Genomic DNA, 18,866 nt, shown 5'->3' with positions numbered 1-18,866 from the left:
GCCGGCCAGGCGGGCGGGTCAGTCGTCCTCTTCCGGATCCTGGTTGGCCTCGACGCCCAGCACGAACGCCTGCATGGCCAGCTCGTCGCCGTACGGCGAGACGAACGCCGGCAGCTCCCGCGGGCCCAACTCCTGCACGTAGGACCAGAAGATCCGCACCGCCTCGGCGCGCGACGCGGCCTCGATCGGCAGGTCGAGGCTGACCAGCCAGGTGCTGCGGGCCGGCGGCGGGCCGAGCCGGTCGACCAGCGACCGCCAGCGGGCCGGGTCGAGCGCCACGACCGGGCCGTCCGGCGCCGGGCCGTCGACCGGCACCGGCTCGTCGAGCACCCGCCGGGTGTACGTGACCACGAGCGGCCCGTCCACCGGGTCGGACAGCGGATCGTCCGGGTCCTCCCGGGTCCCGGACACCGCGGGCGCGACCCGGCCGAGCGCGACCAGGCGCAGCGGCTCGTCGACGAGCACCGCCACCTGGTCGCCGGGCCGGGGGCGGGCCGCCTCGGGCAGCCCGGTCAGCTCCAGCAGGTCGTGGTGCACCAGCCGCTCGGCCTCGAAGCGCTCGGCGGGCAGCAGCACCCCCCAGGCGCCGGTGGTGGTCGCACCGTCTGTCGTCCCGCTCGTACGCGGCTCGGTGTCGGTCATGCCCCAATCCCATCACGCCGGAGCGGGGCGCTCCGTCACACCCCGGCCCGGTCACCGCTCACGTGGCAGTCGGCCAGGTGGTCGTCGACCATCCCGGTGGCCTGCATCAGCGCGTAGGCGGTGGTGGGGCCGACGAACCGGAAGCCCCGCTTCTTGAGCGCCTTGGCCATCGCGACGGACTCCGGGCTGGTGGCCGGCACCTCGGCGAAGGACCGGGGACGGGCCGCCCGGGGCGGGGGCGCGAAGGACCAGAGCAGGGCGGAAAGACCCTCGGGCAGCTCCAACGCGGCCCGGGCGTTGGCGATCGCCGCCTCGATCTTGGCCCGGTTGCGGACGATCCCGGCGTCGGCCAGCAGCCGGGTCACGTCGGCTTCGCCGTATCGGGCCACCGACTCGATCCGGAACCCGTCGAAGGCGTGCCGGAACGCCTGCCGCTTGCGCAGGATGGTCAGCCAGGACAGGCCGGACTGGAACGCCTCCAGCGTGAGCCGCTCATAGAGCGCGTCGTCGCCGCGCAGCGGCCGGCCCCACTCCTCGTCGTGGTAAAAGGCGTAGTCGGGGGTGCTCGCCCCCCACGCGCAGCGCGGCAGCCCGTCGGCGCCGGTCACCAGGTCAGTCACGCCGTCCACGGTAGGTCAGCCCACCGACAGACCGGCTCAGGGCAGGCGGCCCTGCTCGACAAGCCGGGCGAACTTCTTCAGCGCCTGGGTGAGACTGAACTTCGAGCCGGGCCAGAGCACCGGCCAGGCGACCCGGCCGGCCGGCCCGCCCGGCAGGTGGAACCACTCGTGCCAGATCACCTGCGTACGGTCGCGGTCCATCGGGGTGCAGCGCAGCACGCCGGGCCCGCGCAGCAGCCTGCCGCAGTGCACCACGCCGACCTCGTACGGCGCGTCGACCCGGACCACCCGCATCTCGTCGCGGAGCACGGCCGGGCCGAGCGTGGTGACCGCCTCGACCAGGCTGCCCTCGCCGCCGTCGCCCTCGACCACCCGGACCCGGGTCAGCGGGATCCAGTCCGACTGCCGCTCCCACGCGGTGAGCGCGGCGAACACCCGCTCGGCCGGCGCCTCGACGATCACCGTGGCGGTGACCTCGGCGGCGCCGCGCCGGGACGCCTCGGTGAAGTCGTCCGCCGGTCGGCCGGCGCCGGTCACGCCGACTCCGAGCGGACCACCGAACCGCGCTCCCGGTCGCCGTCGGCCGGACCCGCGGCGCTCCCGCCCGCCGGGGAGACGGTGTCCTCGGTGGCCGCGGCGGCCGGGGCCTCCGCCACGCCCGCCTCGGCCGGTGCGCGTCCCGACTGCCCGTCGGCGTCGGTCCGGGCCGGCGGCTCCGGCGCGGACAGGTCGATCATCACCGGCTCCGGGGCGGACGGGCCGGGCGCCGGCTCGGTCTCGGGGCGGGTCGCGGCGGCCTCCTCGCGCGCCTGGCGCAGCGCGTCGGCGTCCTCGGTACGCCCGTCCCGCAGGGCCGCGTTCTCCGCCTCCAGGACGCCGATCAGCTCGGCCTTGTAGCCGATGTCGTACGCCGCCCGGCGCAGTGCCGCGTCGACCTGGCTCATCCGGTAACCGCGCAGCGCCGTGTCGAAGCGGACGCCTGACACGTCCGACTCGTCGAGCGGACGGCTGCCGGGCAGTGGCACGGCCCGACCGTCCGGCTCGGCCGGCGTGAGGCCCGGATCCTTGCCGGAGACCAGCACAGTCACCCCGAACACCACAGCCGCGACGGTCAGCGCGACGACCAAGAGGAGCAAAACCTCACCCATGCAGAGATCGTGGCATGCGGGGCGGGATCGGGCGAGCCCTCTGAGGCGTCCAGTCCGCGAATGCGGCCGCCTCGCGGTACCGGCACGGGTGGCGCGGGCGGGACCGGATAGCGTCGGACCGGCCGGTGCGGTCCGGCGGCGAGGAGGCGGGCATGACCGGGGCGTTGCGGCTGGGCGGACGGACGTTCGGCCCCGGTGAGCTGGTGGTGATGGCGATCGTCAACCGCACGCCGGACTCGTTCTTCGACCGGGGCGCCACCTTCGCCCAGGACAGCGCGCTGCGCGCGGTGGAACGCGCGGTGGACGAGGGCGCGGAGATCATCGACATCGGCGGGGTGAAGGCCGGGCCGGGCGACGAGGTGGACGTGACCGAGGAGATCCGGCGGACGGTCGACACCATCGCCGCGGTCCGGTCCGCCTTCCCCGAGGTGGTCGTCTCCATCGACACCTGGCGTGCCGAGGTGGCGGTGGAGGCGGTCGCGGCCGGCGCGGACCTGCTCAACGACACCTGGTCGGGGGCGGACCCGGCGCTGGCCCGGGTCGCCGCGGCGACCGGCGCCGGGCTGGTCTGCTCGCACGCGGGCGGGCTCGCCCCGCGTACCCGGCCGCACCGGGCCGCCTTCGACGACGTGGTGGCCGACGTGCTCGGCACGGTGACCGGCCTGGCCGAACGCGCGGTCGGCCTGGGTGTGCGCCGGGACGGCATCCTGATCGATCCGGCGCACGACTTCGGCAAGAACACCCGGCACTCGTTGGAGATCACCCGGCGGCTGGCGGAGCTGACCGGCACGGGCTGGCCGCTGCTGGTGGCCCTGTCGAACAAGGACTTCATCGGCGAGACGCTCGACCTGCCGGTGCCCGAGCGGCTGGAGGGGACGCTCGCCGCCACAGCGGTCTCGGCCTGGCTCGGCGCCCGGGTGTTCCGTGCCCACCAGGTCCGCGAGACCCGTCGCGTGCTGGACATGGTGGCGTCGATCCGGGGCGACCGGCCGCCGGCGGCGACCCGGCGCGGGCTGGCCTAGCGGGCCGGGTCCGGGGCCGGCCCGCCGGTCAGGTCCAGCGCAGGACGCCGCGCCGCCACGCGTAGAGGATGCCGAGCGCGACGATCGCCACGAAGACGCCCATCTCCACGACCGTGGTGGCGCCGAAGCCGGGCCGGTCGAAGACCAGCGCCCAGGGGAACAGGAAGACCGCCTCGACCGCGAAGAGCACGTAGAGATATGCGTAGACGTAGTACCTGATCTGCATCTGCGCCCAGTCGCCGCCGACCGGGTCGATGCCGCACTCGTACGTGGCCCGCTTGCCCCACGGCTCGGCCGGCCGGCTCGGACGTAACACCCGGTTCGCCGAGAACGCCGTCACGAAGAAGAGCACGGCGGCGAGCAGCAGCAGACCGAGCGTGGCGTACGAGCCCAGGTATCCGGTCACGAGCGGAGCGTACCGGTTTCGTCCAGATGCCCCGGACACGTTACGAATTTGTTTCCTGGCAGGACTAGTGCCCGATGGCAAGTGTCACCGAATAATGGGATTCCCTTGATCGCCCGGAGGACAGATGCCCCGCCCCAGCGTTGCGCCCGATCGGCGGGCCGCGTTCCGCCGTACCCTCGCGGTGCTTGCGCCCGCGCTCGTCGCGGCGATGGTGGCGGTGGCACCGGCCGGAGCGCTCGCCCACCCGGGTCCGGCCGCCGCGCTCCGGGTGGTCGAGCCGGTCGAGCCGGGCGGCGATCCCGGCGGCGAACCGAGCGACCCGGCGCCCACCGGCGAGCCGGAGACCACGGCGACGGCCCCGCCGCCCACCGAGGCGCCGCCGCCACCGACCACGCCCCCGGCGCCGGTCCCGACCTCGCCGGCCGCGCCGCCGACGAGCGCGCCCGCCGATCCGGCGCCGAGCACCGCCGCGCCGGCCACCACGGCGCCGGCGCCGCCGCCCGTGGCGCCGCCGGTCAAGCCCCCACCGCCCCCTCCGGCGCAGCCGGCCGGCGGCCCCCTGGGGGTACGCGTGAACACCGGCGACGTGGTCCTGCCGCCGGCCTACTGGAACGCCGACGCCACGGTGGCCGAGCTGCGGGTGACGGTGACCAACACCGGCGGGCGGGCGGAGCGGATCAGCCTGGGCTACACGCTGCCGCCCGGGCTGTCCGACGCGGGCACCCCGGGCTGTGAGCCGGCCGGTGGCGGCAACCACCGCTGCGTCGGGTGGGACGCGGAGCCGGGCGCCCGGTTCAGCGCGACCATCCGGGTCCGGGTCGACGGCGACGCCTGGCGGACCATGCCCCTGGCCGGGTCGGTCCAGGTCACCGCCGTCGCGCCCGGGGTCAGCGGCGCGGCGTACGACGACGAGGGCTTCGCCGTGCTCTTCCCGCCCGGGCCGCCGGTACCCGGCATCTCGCTGCTCGCCGAGGAGGTGCTGTTCGACATCAGCGGCGCTCCCGCGACCCTCACCGTCCGGCTCGGCAACACCGGCCAGGTCGACGCGGTCGGCCGGATCGACGTTCTCCTGCCCGCCGGGGTGACCGTCGCCGGCGACGAGCCCGGCTGTGGCCCGGTCTCGGCCGACCGGACCCGCTGCGATCTGGGCGTGCTGGCGGCGGGGCGGACCGGCGGCGTACGGCTGACGCTCGCCGCCTCGGCGGAGGCCCAGCGGCTGGCACCGCTGTCCGGCGCGGTGATCGGCCGGCTCGACCCGCGCAGCGGGCGGGACCGGCAGGTGCAGATGAGCTTCCGGATCAGCGCCGCCGCGGCGGACGCCACGCCGCCGGTCGCCGCGCCGGCCCCGACCGGCTCGCAGGGCGTGCTCGCCGCCGCCGGCGAACGGAACGGTGACGACACCTCGGTCCGGGGGGCCGCCATCGCGTTGATCGCCGTGTCCGGTCTCCTGGTCGTGCTCGCGCTGACTCTGGCGACCCGCTCGCTGCGCCGCCGCAGCGACATCACCGCACCGGAGCGGCCCGTCACCGACAGGTGATCATGGATGTGTGGTGATCTGGGTTACGGACCCAGGTACTAAACGCTGCAAAGCAGGGCATACAGCAGCCCGTTCCAGTCCCATACGTCGGACCTGGGCCAAGGTGGCCCTAACGTGGCGACGTAGGCTCTGACGTGAGAATCCGAGCGGGCCGGGCCGGCGAGGGTGACGGCGCTCAGTTAAGCGAGGTGCGGGTGTGACCAAGCAGATCCGTCAACTGGACCGGGTGGTGATCCGGTTCGCCGGTGACTCCGGCGACGGCATGCAGCTCACCGGCGACCGGTTCACCTCGGAGACGGCGCAGTTGGGCAACGACATCTCCACGTTGCCGAACTTCCCCGCCGAGATCCGCGCTCCCGCCGGCACCCTGCCCGGCGTGTCGAGCTTCCAGGTGCACTTCGCCGACTACGACATCTTGACCCCTGGTGACGCGCCGAACGTGCTGGTGGCGATGAACCCGGCGGCGCTGAAGGCCAACCTGGCCGACCTGCCGCGCGGGGCGGACATCATCGTCAACACCGACGAGTTCACTCGGCGCAACCTGGCCAAGGTCGGCTACGCCGCGAGTCCGCTCGACGACGACTCGCTCGCCGGATACGCGGTGCACCCGGTGGCGCTCACCTCGATGACCGTCGGCGCGCTGGCCGAGCACGACGTGTCCAAGAAGGACGCCGAGCGGGCCAAGAACATGTTCGCGCTCGGGCTGCTGAGCTGGATGTACTCCCGCCCGTACGAGTCGACCCTGCGGTTCCTGGAGCGCAAGTTCGCCAAGCGACCCGAGCTGGTGGCGGCGAACGTGGCCGCGTTCCGGGCCGGCTGGAACTTCGGCGAGACCACCGAGGACTTCTCCGTCCGGTACGAGGTCAAGCCGGCCCGGATGCTGCCGGGCACCTACCGCAACATCACCGGCAACGCGGCGCTGTCGCTGGGCCTGGTGGCCGCCGGGGTGCGCTCCGGGCTGCCGGTGTTCCTCGGCGCGTACCCGATCACGCCGGCCTCGGACATCCTGCACGAGCTGAGCAAGCACAAGAAGCTCGGCGTGGTCACCATGCAGGCCGAGGACGAGATCGCCGCGGTCGGTGCGGCGCTCGGCGCGTCGTACGGCGGTTCGCTCGGCGTGACCACCACCAGCGGTCCGGGCGTGGCGCTCAAGAGCGAGACGATCTCACTGGCGGTGGCGCTGGAGCTGCCCCTGGTCATCGTCGACGTGCAGCGGGCCGGGCCGTCCACCGGCATGCCCACCAAGACCGAGCAGGCCGACCTGAACATGGCCCTGCACGGCCGGCACGGTGAGGCGCCGGTCGCGGTGATCGCGCCGAAGTCCCCGTCGGACTGCTTCCACGCGGCGCTGGAGGCGGCCCGGATCGCGCTCACCTACCGCACCCCGGTCATTCTGCTCTCCGACAACTACGTCGCCAACGGCTCCGAGCCGTGGCTGCTGCCGGACGTGGAGTCGCTGCCCGACCTGCGGGTCGAGTTCGCCACGAAGCCCAACGGCGAGGACGGCACCACCTTCCTGCCCTACCTGCGCGACCCGCAGACCCTGGCCCGCCCGTGGGCGGTGCCCGGGACGCCCGGCCTGGAGCACCGGATCGGCGGCCTGGAGAAGGCCGACAAGACCGGCGACATCTCGTACGACCCGGCCAACCACGACTTCATGGTGCGGACCCGGGCGGCCCGCATCGAGACCATCCCGGTGCCGGACGTCGAGGTGGAGGACCCGGACGGCGACGCCCGGGTGCTGGTGCTGGGCTGGGGCTCGACGTACGGGCCGATCGGCGCGGCCTGCCGTGGCCTGCGTCAGCGCGGGCTCTCGGTGGCCCAGGCGCACCTGCGGCACCTGGCCCCGATGCCGGCGAACCTCGGCGAGGTGCTGCGCCGCTACGACAGGGTGGTCGTGCCGGAGATGAACCTCGGCCAGCTCGCCCACGTGATCCGGGCGAAGTACCTGGTCGACGCGATCGGCTACAACCAGGTCCGCGGCCTGCCGTTCACCGCCGCCGAGCTGGAGACGATGCTGGAAGAGGTCCTGAAGAATGTCTGAGCCCGTCGCCCTCAAGCTCACCGCCAAGGACTTCAAGTCCGACCAGGAGGTGCGCTGGTGCCCCGGTTGCGGCGACTACGCCATCCTGGCCGCCGTGCAGGGCTTCATGCCGGAGCTGAACATCCCCCGGGAGAACATCGTCTTCGTCTCGGGCATCGGCTGCTCGTCGCGCTTCCCGTACTACATGAACACGTACGGCATGCACTCGATCCACGGCCGCGCCCCGGCGATCGCCACCGGCCTGTCGGTGTCCCGGCCGGACCTGTCGGTCTGGGTGGTCACCGGTGACGGCGACGCGCTCTCCATCGGCGGCAACCACCTGATCCACGCGCTGCGCCGCAACGTGAACCTGAAGATCCTGCTGTTCAACAACCGGATCTACGGGCTCACGAAGGGCCAGTACTCGCCGACCTCCGAGGTCGGCAAGATCACCAAGTCGACGCCTGCCGGCTCGGCGGACGCGCCGTTCAACCCGCTGTCGCTGGCGCTCGGCGCCGAGGCCACGTTCGTGGCCCGGACGATCGACTCGGACCGCAAGCACCTCCAGTCGGTGCTGCGGGCCGCCGCCCAGCACGAGGGCTCCGCGTTCGTGGAGATCTACCAGAACTGCAACATCTTCAACGACGGCGCGTTCGACCCGTTGAAGGAGCCGGCCACCCGCGACGACTTCCTGATCCGGCTGGAGCACGGGCAGCCGATCACGTTCGGCAAGGACGGGCAGTTCTGCGTGGTCCACCCGCCGGGCGGCTTCGGCCTGGAGGTGCGGGAGACCGCGAACACGCCGGCCGAGCAGATCGTCGTGCACGATGCCACGGTGGCCGACCCGGCGTACGCGTTCGCGCTGTCCCGGCTGCCCGGCCTGGACCTGAGCAACACCCCGATCGGGGTGTTCCGGTCGGTCGACCGCCCCTCCTACGACAGCGTGGTGCAGGAGCAGGTCGCGGCGGCCAAGGCCAGCGTCGACCAGACCCCGGAGCAGCAGCTCGGCGCGCTGCTCGGCAGCGGCGACACCTGGACGATCCTCTGATCCGCCGCTGAATCCGGCACGCGAAAGGGCGGGCCGTTCCCCCGTGGAGCGGCCCGCCCTTCGCCTGTGACACAGCCCGGTCAGGCGGCCGCCGAGGCGGGCACCCACAGCTCGTCGACGGCCCGCTCGGCCGCGGCGAGGCTCTGCTCGAACAGCGGGATCAGCTCGGCCATCGCCGGGTTGACCGGGGCCAGGGTCAGCTCGGCGCAGATGAACCGCGGCTCCAGGCCGGTCAGGGACAGGCCGTGCGGCAGCCACGGCTCGGCGTGGTCCCAGCCCTCGCGCGGGGTGCCCGGACCGTACCCGCCGCCGCGGCTGACCAGGACGACGAACTGGCGGTCGCCGAGCAGCCCGGCGTTCGTCACCGGGTCGTAGGCGATGCCGGGGGCGATCAGGTGGTCGACCCAGGACTTCACGCTGCTGGGCGCGCCGTAGTTGTAGAGCGGGAGCCCGAGCAGGACCGTGTCGGCCTCTTTCACCTCGGCCACCACCTCCTCGGTCAGCTGCCAGGACGCCTGCTGCTCGGGGGTGTGCTGATCCGGCGGCACCATGCGCGCGAGGCCGCTCGCGGTGTTCAGGTGCGGCAGCGGGTTCTGGCCCAGGTCGCGGTAGGTGACGGTGCCGTCCGGGTGGGCGGCGCGCCAGGCGGCGGCGGCGCGGGCGCTGAGCCGCCGACTGATCGACCGCTCCCCGGTGATGCTGGAGTCGACGTGCAGTAGGTGTGCCATGGGTGGTTTCTCCTCCGACGATCGTTCGTGTAGAACCAACTATTTATAGCAGGTCGATGTTCCTCGGAGTGCGTAAACTGGGTCACATGTCCGCCGCACCGGTCGAGGAGTCCGAGCGCCGCTCCGGGCCCCTGCTCGACCACCTGGCCCGGCGGATGCGGCTGCGCTCGGAGTCGGTGCTGGCCCCGCTGGGCCTGCGCCCTCGCCACCTGGTGGCGCTCACCGTGCTGCGCGACTCCGGCGGCATCAGCCAGCAGGCGCTCGCCGGCACGCTCCAGCTCGACAGCACGAACGTGGTCGGGCTGCTCAACGACCTGGAATCGGACGGCCTGGCCGAGCGCCGCCGCTCCCCGGAGGACCGCCGCCGGCACGAGGTACGCCTCACCGACGCGGGCACGAAGCGACTGAGCGAGGCCGAGTGCGCGCTCGCCGGAGCCGAGGAGGAGGTCCTCGGCGCGCTGGCGCCCGGCGAGCGGGACCTGCTCTACGACCTGCTGCGACGGGCCACCCAGGGCCGGTCGTCGACCTGCGGCGAAGTGATGGCGGAGGGCGGCCCGGGCGCCTGCTGACCGTCGGCGCTCAGCGGGGCCTGGTCAGAGCGCGGTGGTGGCCTGCGGCCGGTCGTCCCGGACGTGGACCAGCATGTCGCCGGTCTCGATCACCGCGCCGGCACGGTCGTTGAGCGTGACCACCTTGCCCCGGCGGACCAGCGCGATGACCAACGACTCCAGCTCACGCGGCGGGCGGCCCACCTCGTCGCGCTCGGCCGACCGCATCGCCAGCGCCATGCCCTGACCCGGGGTGAGCAGGTCCTCCACCACGTCGATCAGGGGCGGGGCCGAGGTGGAGAGGCCGAGCAGCCGCCCGGCCGTGGCCGACGAGACGATCACGTGGTGCGCCCCGCTCTGCTTGAGCAGCGGCGCGTTCTCCGCCTCGCGTACCGCCGCGATGATCCGCACCTGACCGGCGGTGAGCTGCCGGACGGTGAGCGCCACCAGCACCGAGGCGTCGTCGCTGTCGGTCGCGATGATGACCGCCTTCGCGGTACGCACGTGCGCCTGCTCCAGCACCGACGAGCGGGTCGCCGAACCCTCGATCGTCACCAGGCCGTTCGAGGTGGCCTGCCGCAGCGCCGGCCCACTCCGCTCGACCACCACGATCCTGGCCTTGTCCGTACCGTTCTCCAGCAGGGCGGAGACCGCGCTGCGGCCCTTGGTGCCGTAGCCGCAGATGATGACGTGGTCCTTCACGGTTCTCCTCCACCGCGACAGGCGACGGCCGGTGCGGTACTGCTCGGTCAGGACTTCCAGGGTGGTGCCGACCAGGATGATCAGGAAGAGCACCCGGGCGGGGGTGACGAACAGGACATTGGCCAGGCGCGCGGACGAGCTGACCGGCGTGATGTCGCCGTACCCGGTGGTGGAGAGCGAGACCACCACGTAGTAGAAGCAGTCGAGCAGCGTCAGGCCGCTCTCGTCGACGTCGCGGTAGCCGTCGCGGTCGAGCCACACCACGAACACCGTGGCGAAGACCAGGCCGAGGGCGGCGAGCAGGCGCAGACTCAGCGCGCTCAGTGGCCCCCGCCGCTGCGCGGGAAAATGGATCACCGTCGGTCCCGCTCCGCCACCGTCGCCTGCACGCCCTCAAGATAGCGGGTACGCCCCGAGCCGGCTGGTCGGCAGGGTCGGTCCGTCGCCGCAAGCGGTAAGGATTTCGTCACATCCATCGACGCCGTCACGGGTGAGACTGTGATCCGCACCTGCCCGGTCGGTACCACGGGGGCCGACCGGGCAGGTGCCGGGGGCGTGGACGGGGCATGATGGGGACGTCCGGGACGCCCGACCGCGAGGAGACCGGCATGTCGTTGCTGCGACGCGTGATCGGCGGGGTGCTGCGGCGCATCCGCCTGCGCCAGGGCCGCACGCTGCGCGAGGTGGCCCAGGCCGCGGGCGTCTCCCTGCCCTATCTGTCCGAGGTCGAACGCGGGCGCAAGGAGGCCTCCTCCGAGGTGCTTGCCGCGATCTGCCGGGCGCTCGGAATCCATCTCGCCGACCTGCTCGAAGAGGCCCGCGACGAGCTGCTCCGGGAGCGTCCCGCCCCGGTCGGCCCCGGGTTCTCGGCGGCCCGGTTCGACCGGGTGCCGGTCGCCCGCACCGGGCCGCACCTGCGGGTCGGCCCGCCGCGGCTGTCCGTCACGCGCCGCCCGGCCGTGTCGCCCCGCCCGCCCGTGACGCGACGGCCCGCCGTCTTGCTCCGGCCGCACCTCGCCCGCCGGCCGGTCACCGCCACGCCCCTGGTGGGCGGCGCGCTGCGGCCCGTCGGGCTCGGGCCGGCGCCACTCGGTCCGGCGTTCGACGCCGCCACGCCGATCGGGTTCTCCGGCGGCATCCGGATCTGGCCGGCTCCCTCCGCCCCGGCCGTCCGCCCCCGTCCGCGTACCTCCGTCACTGTCGCCCGGCGGCGAGCCCGCGCCGGCCGTCGGCGGCCGGTCGCCGCGTAGCTTCTGCCCAGGGCGAATCTGCCCCGGGCAGAAAGCCTGGGCCGCGCGGGTGCGCCCGGCGGACGCTGGAGACCGCCGGGTTCCCGGGCGGTCCCCCGCCCACCGGCGGCACGGAGGTGGGCGGCGATGGGTGGCATCTGGATGCTCGACGAGGGACAGCCGGCGTTCGGCGACCGGGTCTTCGAGCGGCTGCTGAAGGAACGGATCATCTTCCTCGGCACCGAGGTCACCGATGCGTCGGCCAACCAGATCTGCGCGCAGATCCTGCTCCTCGCGGCCGAGGACGCGGAGCGGGACATCTTCCTCTACATCAACTCACCCGGTGGTTCGGTCAGCGCCGGCATGGCCGTCTACGACACCATGCGGTACGTCAAGAACGACGTGGCGACGCTGGCGCTCGGGATGGCCGGGTCGATGGGGCAGTTCCTGCTCTGCGCCGGGGCGGCGGGCAAGCGGTTCGCGCTGCCGCACTCGCGGATCATGATGCACCAGCCGTCCGGCGGGATGGGCGGCACGGCCGCGGACATCACCATCCAGGCCGAGAACATGCTGCACGTGAAGCGCACCATGCAGGAACTGATCGCCCAGCACAGCGGGCGCACGCTGGAGGAGATCCAGCGTGACTGGGACCGCGACCGCTGGTTCACCGCCGAGCAGGCCCGCGAGTACGGGCTCGTCGACCAGGTGCTCACCCGCGTCGACCAGCTCGCGGCGTGAGCGGGTGCGGCCCGGCCGGTGCGGCCGGCCGGGCCGCCCTCGCGGTCAGGGGTAGCTGATCACCGGGCTGGTGCCGTACGAGCCGACGACAGGCGTGCCGACCTCGTTGATCGTGCGCTCGATGCCGCCGCTGCCGTCCAGGAACACGGTGATCGCGTCGTGGAACCGCACGCCCGCCCGGCGCGGCGCCTCGATCGCCCGGTCGCAGCGGATGTCCACGCCCTGGTTGAAGTACGAGTACACCCCGAGTCCCCACGCCTCGTGCGTGCGGACGTGGTCGGCCACCTTGTACGAGGCCCAGCCGTTGCCGGTCGGGCTGCGCCAGGCGGCCTGACTCGGTGGGTCGTAGGGCAGCTCGCTCTGGTAGAACACGGTCCGGCCGCGCTCGCCGTTCCAGATCGTCTGCCAGCGCTGGTAGTGCTCGACGAACAGCCCGTACGCGGTCACGTCGTCGCCGTTGACGATCACGCCGGTGGCAGCGGTGTTCACGGTCCAGCCGATCGTGCCGGCCCGGCCGTGGTCGCCGCGCCAGGCCCAGATGTTGTCGATGAGCGTGTGCCGGCTGTGCACCACCAGGCTGGTGACCGCCCGCCCGGCGTACGGGCCGCCGATGCGGAAGAAGACGTCCTGCAGCGAGATCGGGTTCGTGGCGTGCGACCGGTGGCAGCGCCGGGTGCCGACCTCGACCAGCACCGGCGACTCGACCGGTCCGGCGTCCACGAGCACCCCGGCGATGCGGACCCCGTCCACGTCCTCGATCCGCAACGCCGCGTCCCCCCGGTCCGGCACCAGGCTCGGCATGCCGAGACCGAGCACGACGGTGTCCGGACGGCGTACCCGCAGCGCCCGGTCCAGGTGGTAGACGCCCGGGGTGAGCAGCAGGTGCCGGCCGCGGGCCAGTTCCGCGTTGATCCGCTTCGCCGAGTCGGTGGGCCGGGCGAGGAAGAACGCGGACAGCGGCAGCGACGGCACCGGAGCGCCGCCGGCGGCCCAGGTGGTGCCGGCGGTGTTCCGGCGCAGGCGCGGTACGGCGACCCGCCAGGCGCCCCGGGCGTCGACGAACAGGTACGGCTTCTCCCGGGTGACCGGGCTGGTCGGCAGCGTGGTGTACGGCGGGTCGGGGAAGCCCTGCGCGGGCGCGCCGAGCACGCCGGAGAACACCTGGTTCCAGACGCCGTTGGTCCACTCGCCGCCGAGTTCGCTGTCCCGGGTGAGCCACTGCTGCTGGGAGCCGTTGATGGTGATGCCGTCCACCTTGGAGTCGGCGATGTAGCCGCCGCTGGAGTAGCCGCCGTTGCCGGGCTCCAGCCACAGCACGCCCTTGACGTGCACCCGGCGCATCGGTGACGCCTGCGAGACGGCCCATTGGTTCGACCAGTCGGTCGGGGTGACCGCGAGGTTCTCCGCCGAGCGCCAGAAGTTGGTGAGCGCGGAGATGCCGGCGGGCGAGTTCGGGTCCGGCTGCCCGACCACCCGGACCGCACCGTGGATCTCCACGTCGTCCGGGTGCGCGCCGAGACCGGCGACAGTCGTGTAGTAGCCGAGCCGGGCGTCCACTTCGTAGCGGCCGGGCTTGAACAGCACGGCGTACCTGTCGAAGCCCATCTCGTTGCGTTCCTGGGCGGTGAACAGCCGGTCCAGCGTGGACTGGATCTCCTCGACCGGTGTGCTCGGGTCGTACACGAAGACGTTGGGGCCGAAGTCGGGCTCGCGGGCCGGGCGGCCGGGCGGGGACGCGGCTGCGACGCCGGCCGGGAGGCCGAGGGCGGTGAGTGAGGCCGCGGAGGCGGTGAGGGTGAGGAAACGGCGGCGGGAGGGGTCGGGTGATCGCATCTGCCTGCCTGTTCGGTGGTGGGCGGGACGAGAGAGCGCTCTCTCGGCTGTTCCTACCTCATCGCCGTCGATACCGCCAGAGCCCGCCGGTTCGGGCGAACCGGCGGGCTCTGCCGCGTGCTGCGCTCAGGCGCGCTCGGCGCGCCGCTTCACCAGGTCGTCGACGAGCTTCTCGACGTAGTCGGCGGTGTCCTCCCAGCGGGTGACCTCGACGCAGCGGATGCCCATCGCCTTGACCGGGTAGTCGTTGCCGCCCACGTCCAGGCGGTCACCCACGAAGAGCACGTTGTCGAGCTTCAGGTCCAGGTGCTCCAGCAGCTTCCGCATGCCGTACGCCTTGTCCACGCCCTTGCGGGTGACGTCGATCGAGGTGGAGCCGCCGCCGCGGACCTCCAGGTCGGGCAGCTTCGCCGCAACCGCGTCGCGCAGCCGCCGCTTCTTGTCGCCGTCCGGGTCCCAGCCGTACTTCTCGGCCGGCGGGGCGGACTGCCCCAGCGCGGAGAACGTGATCTGGCTGCCCCGGTCCTCGATGATGTCGCCCCAGGTCTTCGCCTCCCACAGACCCAGCGCCTGGGCCGACTCGGTGAGCGCGGCGACCACACGGGCCTTGTCGGCCTCACTCAGGTCCTCGGCGTACACCTGCCGCCAGTCCCCGTCGGACCAGCGGTAGTAGCGGGTGCCGCAGGTCGGCATCAGGTGCAGCTGGTCGCGCTGCTCCTCGGTGAGGTCGAGGTGGGCGAGCACCTGCGACTGGAACTGCTCGAACCGGCCACCGGAGATGACCAGTACGTCCACCTCGGTGAGCAGGTGGCCGAGCAACTCCGCCATCCGACGATCGATCCGGGACTTGGAAATCGCCAGGGTGTCGTCGAGATCGAACGCCACCACTCGAAGATCGTTCACGAATACCTCATGTCGTCGCGGACAGGCCAGGACCTGCCAGGGTACCGACGGGTCCTGGCGCCGACCTGACGGCCCGGCAGACGACAGGGCCGTCCCGACGGAGCGTAACGCGAGCCACCCCCGGACGACCGGCTTCCCGAGCCATTGACCGCATCGCCGGGCGTCGATAGCCTTCGGCGACAATATCTTTCATCAATGGAGGCAATCCGGTGAGATTTCTTCGAAAGCGCGGAGGGCTCGTCGTCCTCGCCGTGACCGCCCTGGCGGCGACCACTGCGGGTGTCGTGCCCGCCGTCGCCGCGCCCGCCGACGACCTGTCCACGCTGGCCAGCTCGTCCACCTTCCCGCTGGCCGACCCGGACACGTTGCTGGCGAGGGACGGCTCCTACGTCACCTACGGCACTACCATCGGCGACGGGATCGGCGCACGCTGCGGCGCGACCGGCAAGCTCTACGTACCCGTCCTCGTCCACGGCTCCGGCGACGACGTCGGCATGGCCGACTGCGCCTCGTACGACGCCCTGCCGTCCGGTCCGGGCGCCTGGGCCGAGCCCGGCGGCTCGGTTTGGGCCCCCGGCGTCGCGCGCTTCGACGGCCGGTTCTTCATGTTCTACACCGCCTCCCGCAAGGGCTCCGGGCAGAAGTGCATCGGGCGGGCCATCTCCGACAGCGCCCGCGGCCCCTTCCAGAACCAGGGCGAGTGGGCCTGCCCGGACGCCGGCCGGTGGGCACTGGACGCCAACCCCTTCGTGGCCGGCGGCAACCTGTACGTGACCTACCGGGACGACGCCATCGCCTCCGGCGCCGAGACCGGCATCTCCACCGTCCGCACGGACAGCGAGGGCCGCGCGATCTGGAACACCCGCCGGGACATGCTCAAGAGCACCGACATCACCTGGGACACCGCCAAGATCAGCGGCGGTACGCACGTGGTCGAGAACCCGTCGATGTGGAAGGCCGCCGACGGGGACTGGTACCTGATGTACTCGGGCAACAACTGGGACAGCGCCCGCTACGCCACCGGCATCGCCCGCTGCGGCGCCAGCCCTCTGCCCGGCACCCGCTGCAACCCCGTCCGTGAAGGCGAGTCCCGCCCGTTCTTCGGCTTCACGGGCGACGCCGGGCTCAACCCGATCCGCGGCCTCCCGGGCAACCACCAGGGCCCCGGTGGGATGGACGTCTTCGCCGCCGCCGACGGCACCGACCGCGTGGTGTGGCACTGGTGGAACGGCACCAGACGCTTCCCGATGACAGGCGTCCTGACCCGTCCCTCCACCGGATTCCTCGTCTCGTAGCCGGCCGTCCACGTAGCAGCCGCCGGGGCGGCTACCGGTCGATCTTCGTGTGGCGCGGCGCTCCGGCTCCGCCGCGCCTGACAACACAGCTGCTCACCATCTGCGTTGACTCAGTCACGCTCGGTTGATCTGCTTCACGGAAAATTGCATTTGGCAAGAGCTGGCACCGGAATTTTCTCGATGCGATGCATCTGCTTGTCAGGTACCCGACAGTGAAATGCCGACTCTTGTGCTAGCCGTGCGCCGGGAGGATGCTCGAAACGTCGAACGGCACTGCGTCGCCTCACACAGAGGGCGGCGCCCGGCTGCCACCGGACGCCGCATTCGACTCCACCGCTGCAACGGAAGGAGTCACGTTGACTGTAATCCCTCACGGGTCAGACTTCGAGACGCCAGAGGACGAGGACGAAGCCGTTGCCGAACTGACAGCCCGGCACCGGATCATCCTGGCGTACATCAAGACGCTCAGTCCGATCATCGCCGCCGTCGTCGCCTGCATCGGGACGCTGGTGGCAGCGCTGGTCCGCTGACCCGCCGGCCCCGCGCTCCGGCTCCGGCCGGACGCGGGGCCGTCCCCGTACCAAAAAAGGATCTGGCACACTGCGGCGATGCCGACCTTGGATCGTCTCTTCGCCGAACACGTCGGCACCGGGCTGGCCCGTCAGATGGCGCTGGCCGATCTCCTGGGCGAACGTGAATGGCAACTCAACGTGGCCGACGGCACCGTGACATTCGGGGACGACCTGCGATACCGCGTCCAGCTCCTCGGCACCGAAAGCCACGACGACGGCACCTGGCTGTGGGCCTGGGCCAACGAGGCCAGCAACCTCCCGCCGGCGGTGCTGCACCTTGCCGGCTGGCTCCGCGAGTACGGGCATCGCCAAGGGGTCGCCGAACTGACCGAACCCACGTTCCCCCTCCAGCGCGCCGACGGACACCGGCTCGCCCTGCTGGCGTCCGGCCTGACCGGCCGCTGCTACTACCGCGGGCCGTACCCCGGCGGCGCCGTCTTCTTCCACCTCGACGACGCCCCGGCACAGATCACCGCGCCGGTCCGCCCGGAGCGGGTGCCGACCGTCCTGGCCCAGGTCCTCCAGTCCTTCCCGGTGGAACACCGCGTCGCCGTCGAGGCGTTCCTGCACCAGGAGGGATGGCGCTTGGATCGGGCCCCGATGTCGGTGACGGCACAGAGCCGGGACGGTTCCGTGCTGCGCGTCGACTTCGACGCGATGGGTCGCGTCAGCAACATGTCGGGAACGCTGCGGCCGTAGCGGGAACTGCGCCGCGGATCGGCTGACGTGGGATGTGTGGTGCCCCCGGCAGGATTCGAACCTGCGACACACGGTTTAGGAAAACTCCTAGGCGCTCCGGCTACCTCTCCGGCTAACCCGCCGTCGAGGCTGGTCCCGGCCTTAACATTTGCAGTTTCCGCAGGTCACGTGCTGTTTCTGCATACGTAGCCCTGGCTCCTGCACGCACCTCTACCTGCGCGGACTCCGGGACGGCTCCGGACGCTCGCCGGACGCTCCTGCATAGTCGAGCGGTACCGGGCAGGGGTATCAGTCGCCCTCTCCGCCAGAGACGTAGGTGCCTCGCTGCGGCACGGTGAAGACCAACCCGCGCTCCCGCAGCAGGGCAACGGCCTGTCTGACCGTGCCCCGCCCGACGGCGTACTCCCCGCGTAGCTGGGACTCGCTGGGGATGGGACGACGGGGCGGGAGCTTGCCCGCCTCGATCTGCTTGCCGATCAGGTCAGCAAGCTGCACGTACATCGGCACAGGCGACAGCGGATCGAGCATGTCATCAATCCTCACCCGACGTCCTGAGACGTTCGGATTGAGATACGTCGGGCGACGTGCCGGAACGTAGGGAGACGAGACAGGACGAGTTGGATTACCTTCTGTAGGCGACTGCAAACCCACCGGCAGGAGGACTGACTGATGAAGCTCTGGCCCTTCAAGCGCCGTCGCCCCGCTCCGCTCGACCGGACCGGCCCGGCGACCATCTACCAATCCCGCACCGGGGCGTACCGGGCGGTTGGCGTCGCCCGGGTCATCTACCCGCCGGACCCTCCGTTGCTGACCCTCGCCGGGGAGTACCGGGCAGGGATGTGGCGGTGACCCTCAAGGCGGGGGACCTTCTCCACGTCACCCGCTCCGCCAGCGTCCAGTTCACCAAACCCATGGTCTTCCGGCTGATCCGGGTGCTGCCCTACGTCACGTACGACGGGTGGGCCTGGCTCGACGGATACCAGTTGAATGAGAAGGGTGATGCCGTCGAGCGCCGGGAGATATTCGTGCAGCCGGCCAGGCTACGGAAGCTCGCAGAGGCCAAGCCCTCTCCCGCCCCGCTCGCTCCACGCCTCGCGCCCCGGAAGGCTCCCGCCCAGGCCTCGCCCAGGAGGCTCCGCGCAACGTCCGTCTAGGGCCAACGAGAGGCCCAGC

General features: G+C 72.2%; 22 protein-coding genes. 12 read left to right on the top strand and 10 right to left on the bottom strand.

Translation table 11 applies throughout. From position 1 onward, the window contains the following. Positions 1–18: 18 nt before the first annotated feature. The 4 genes from ACFYO8_RS10850 to ACFYO8_RS10835 are packed head-to-tail and all read right to left on the bottom strand — an operon-like array spanning position 19 to position 2,410. Positions 19–642, bottom strand: coding sequence for a hypothetical protein (locus ACFYO8_RS10850; RefSeq protein ID WP_354864546.1), 624 nt, complete (start codon positions 640–642; stop codon positions 19–21). A gap of 35 nt (positions 643–677) precedes the next feature. Next, the gene (locus tag ACFYO8_RS10845) at positions 678–1,262 is read right to left on the bottom strand and encodes a DNA-3-methyladenine glycosylase I (RefSeq protein ID WP_354864544.1); all 585 of its coding nucleotides are present in this window, start codon (positions 1,260–1,262) and stop codon (positions 678–680) included. Between the two features lie 36 nt (positions 1,263–1,298). Next, on the bottom strand, positions 1,299–1,799 hold the full coding sequence (locus ACFYO8_RS10840) for an SRPBCC family protein (RefSeq protein ID WP_354864543.1): 501 nt from the start codon (positions 1,797–1,799) through the stop codon (positions 1,299–1,301). After that, complete coding sequence (locus ACFYO8_RS10835) at positions 1,796–2,410, bottom strand: DivIVA domain-containing protein (protein WP_354864541.1); 615 nt, start codon at positions 2,408–2,410, stop codon at positions 1,796–1,798. The genes ACFYO8_RS10840 and ACFYO8_RS10835 overlap by 4 nt, the downstream gene beginning before the upstream one ends. 152 nt (positions 2,411–2,562) lie before the next feature. On the opposite strand from ACFYO8_RS10835, the gene folP reads away from it, so the two are divergent. Next, positions 2,563–3,432 (top strand): dihydropteroate synthase, encoded by an 870-nt coding sequence (gene folP / locus ACFYO8_RS10830; protein ID WP_354864539.1) that lies wholly within the window; start codon positions 2,563–2,565, stop codon positions 3,430–3,432. A 28-nt stretch (positions 3,433–3,460) separates the two neighbouring features. Here folP and ACFYO8_RS10825 read toward each other — a convergent pair whose 3' ends face one another. Continuing rightward, complete coding sequence (locus tag ACFYO8_RS10825; protein WP_030501070.1) at positions 3,461–3,838, bottom strand: NADH-quinone oxidoreductase subunit A; 378 nt, start codon at positions 3,836–3,838, stop codon at positions 3,461–3,463. A gap of 124 nt (positions 3,839–3,962) precedes the next feature. Here ACFYO8_RS10825 and ACFYO8_RS10820 point away from each other — a divergent pair, with 124 nt between their 5' ends. The 3 genes from ACFYO8_RS10820 to ACFYO8_RS10810 all read left to right on the top strand — a co-directional run bounded on the left by ACFYO8_RS10820 (position 3,963) and on the right by ACFYO8_RS10810 (position 8,446). Next, a complete protein-coding gene (locus ACFYO8_RS10820) occupies positions 3,963–5,375 on the top strand; it encodes a hypothetical protein (protein WP_354864537.1) in 1,413 nt (470 codons plus the stop codon). 196 nt (positions 5,376–5,571) lie between these two features. Next, positions 5,572–7,419, top strand: a complete 1,848-nt coding sequence (locus ACFYO8_RS10815) for a 2-oxoacid:acceptor oxidoreductase subunit alpha (RefSeq protein ID WP_354864535.1) — start codon at positions 5,572–5,574, stop codon at positions 7,417–7,419. Further along, positions 7,412–8,446 (top strand): 2-oxoacid:ferredoxin oxidoreductase subunit beta, encoded by a 1,035-nt coding sequence (locus ACFYO8_RS10810; RefSeq protein WP_354864533.1) that lies wholly within the window; start codon positions 7,412–7,414, stop codon positions 8,444–8,446. The genes ACFYO8_RS10815 and ACFYO8_RS10810 overlap by 8 nt, the downstream gene beginning before the upstream one ends. A gap of 80 nt (positions 8,447–8,526) precedes the next feature. On the opposite strand, the gene ACFYO8_RS10805 is transcribed toward ACFYO8_RS10810, so the two are convergent. Next, positions 8,527–9,174, bottom strand: a complete 648-nt coding sequence (locus ACFYO8_RS10805; RefSeq protein ID WP_354864531.1) for an NAD(P)H-dependent oxidoreductase — start codon at positions 9,172–9,174, stop codon at positions 8,527–8,529. Between the two features lie 86 nt (positions 9,175–9,260). Here ACFYO8_RS10805 and ACFYO8_RS10800 point away from each other — a divergent pair, with 86 nt between their 5' ends. Then, a complete protein-coding gene (locus ACFYO8_RS10800; RefSeq protein WP_354864529.1) occupies positions 9,261–9,743 on the top strand; it encodes a MarR family winged helix-turn-helix transcriptional regulator in 483 nt (160 codons plus the stop codon). 24 nt (positions 9,744–9,767) lie between these two features. Here the strand turns inward: ACFYO8_RS10800 and ACFYO8_RS10795 are convergent, their stop codons facing one another. Continuing rightward, positions 9,768–10,781 carry a potassium channel family protein gene (locus ACFYO8_RS10795; protein WP_354864527.1) on the bottom strand — a complete coding sequence of 338 codons (1,014 nt, stop codon included), beginning with the start codon at positions 10,779–10,781 and terminating at the stop codon, positions 9,768–9,770. Positions 10,782–11,032: 251 nt separating this feature from the next. Between ACFYO8_RS10795 and ACFYO8_RS10790 the strand changes: the two genes are divergently transcribed. Further along, positions 11,033–11,674, top strand: a complete 642-nt coding sequence (locus ACFYO8_RS10790) for a helix-turn-helix transcriptional regulator (protein WP_354864525.1) — start codon at positions 11,033–11,035, stop codon at positions 11,672–11,674. Between the two features lie 126 nt (positions 11,675–11,800). Beyond that, a complete protein-coding gene (locus tag ACFYO8_RS10785) occupies positions 11,801–12,391 on the top strand; it encodes an ATP-dependent Clp protease proteolytic subunit (protein ID WP_013283850.1) in 591 nt (196 codons plus the stop codon). Between the two features lie 45 nt (positions 12,392–12,436). On the opposite strand, the gene ACFYO8_RS10780 is transcribed toward ACFYO8_RS10785, so the two are convergent. Both ACFYO8_RS10780 and ACFYO8_RS10775 read right to left on the bottom strand, forming a co-directional pair. Further along, the gene (locus tag ACFYO8_RS10780; RefSeq protein WP_354864522.1) at positions 12,437–14,224 is read right to left on the bottom strand and encodes an adenylyl cyclase; all 1,788 of its coding nucleotides are present in this window, start codon (positions 14,222–14,224) and stop codon (positions 12,437–12,439) included. Between the two features lie 126 nt (positions 14,225–14,350). Continuing rightward, entirely contained in the window at positions 14,351–15,127 is a 777-nt protein-coding gene (locus ACFYO8_RS10775; protein WP_355047301.1) for an HAD-IIB family hydrolase, read from the bottom strand. 209 nt (positions 15,128–15,336) lie between these two features. Between ACFYO8_RS10775 and ACFYO8_RS10770 the strand changes: the two genes are divergently transcribed. From ACFYO8_RS10770 to ACFYO8_RS10760, 3 genes are all read left to right on the top strand, one after another. After that, positions 15,337–16,422: a family 43 glycosylhydrolase gene (locus ACFYO8_RS10770; RefSeq protein WP_354864518.1), complete on the top strand. Its 1,086-nt coding sequence runs from the start codon at positions 15,337–15,339 to the stop codon at positions 16,420–16,422. Positions 16,423–16,778: 356 nt separating this feature from the next. Further along, on the top strand, positions 16,779–16,952 hold the full coding sequence (locus ACFYO8_RS10765; protein ID WP_354864516.1) for a hypothetical protein: 174 nt from the start codon (positions 16,779–16,781) through the stop codon (positions 16,950–16,952). Positions 16,953–17,030: 78 nt separating this feature from the next. Next, positions 17,031–17,693 carry a DUF6882 domain-containing protein gene (locus ACFYO8_RS10760; RefSeq protein ID WP_354864514.1) on the top strand — a complete coding sequence of 221 codons (663 nt, stop codon included), beginning with the start codon at positions 17,031–17,033 and terminating at the stop codon, positions 17,691–17,693. A 288-nt stretch (positions 17,694–17,981) separates the two neighbouring features. Here ACFYO8_RS10760 and ACFYO8_RS10755 read toward each other — a convergent pair whose 3' ends face one another. Further along, a complete protein-coding gene (locus tag ACFYO8_RS10755; RefSeq protein ID WP_387257159.1) occupies positions 17,982–18,221 on the bottom strand; it encodes a GntR family transcriptional regulator in 240 nt (79 codons plus the stop codon). A 141-nt stretch (positions 18,222–18,362) separates the two neighbouring features. Between ACFYO8_RS10755 and ACFYO8_RS10750 the strand changes: the two genes are divergently transcribed. Further along, the gene (locus tag ACFYO8_RS10750; protein ID WP_387257158.1) at positions 18,363–18,542 is read left to right on the top strand and encodes a hypothetical protein; all 180 of its coding nucleotides are present in this window, start codon (positions 18,363–18,365) and stop codon (positions 18,540–18,542) included. A gap of 62 nt (positions 18,543–18,604) precedes the next feature. After that, positions 18,605–18,847 (top strand): hypothetical protein, encoded by a 243-nt coding sequence (locus ACFYO8_RS10745; protein WP_387257201.1) that lies wholly within the window; start codon positions 18,605–18,607, stop codon positions 18,845–18,847. The last annotated feature ends 19 nt before the right edge of the window (positions 18,848–18,866 follow it).

Source organism: Micromonospora sp. NPDC005257, from assembly GCF_042872445.1.
GTDB lineage: Bacteria > Actinomycetota > Actinomycetes > Mycobacteriales > Micromonosporaceae > Micromonospora.
The sequence above is the reverse complement of the archived record's forward strand: the minus strand, read 5'-3'. Positions and strand labels throughout refer to the sequence as shown.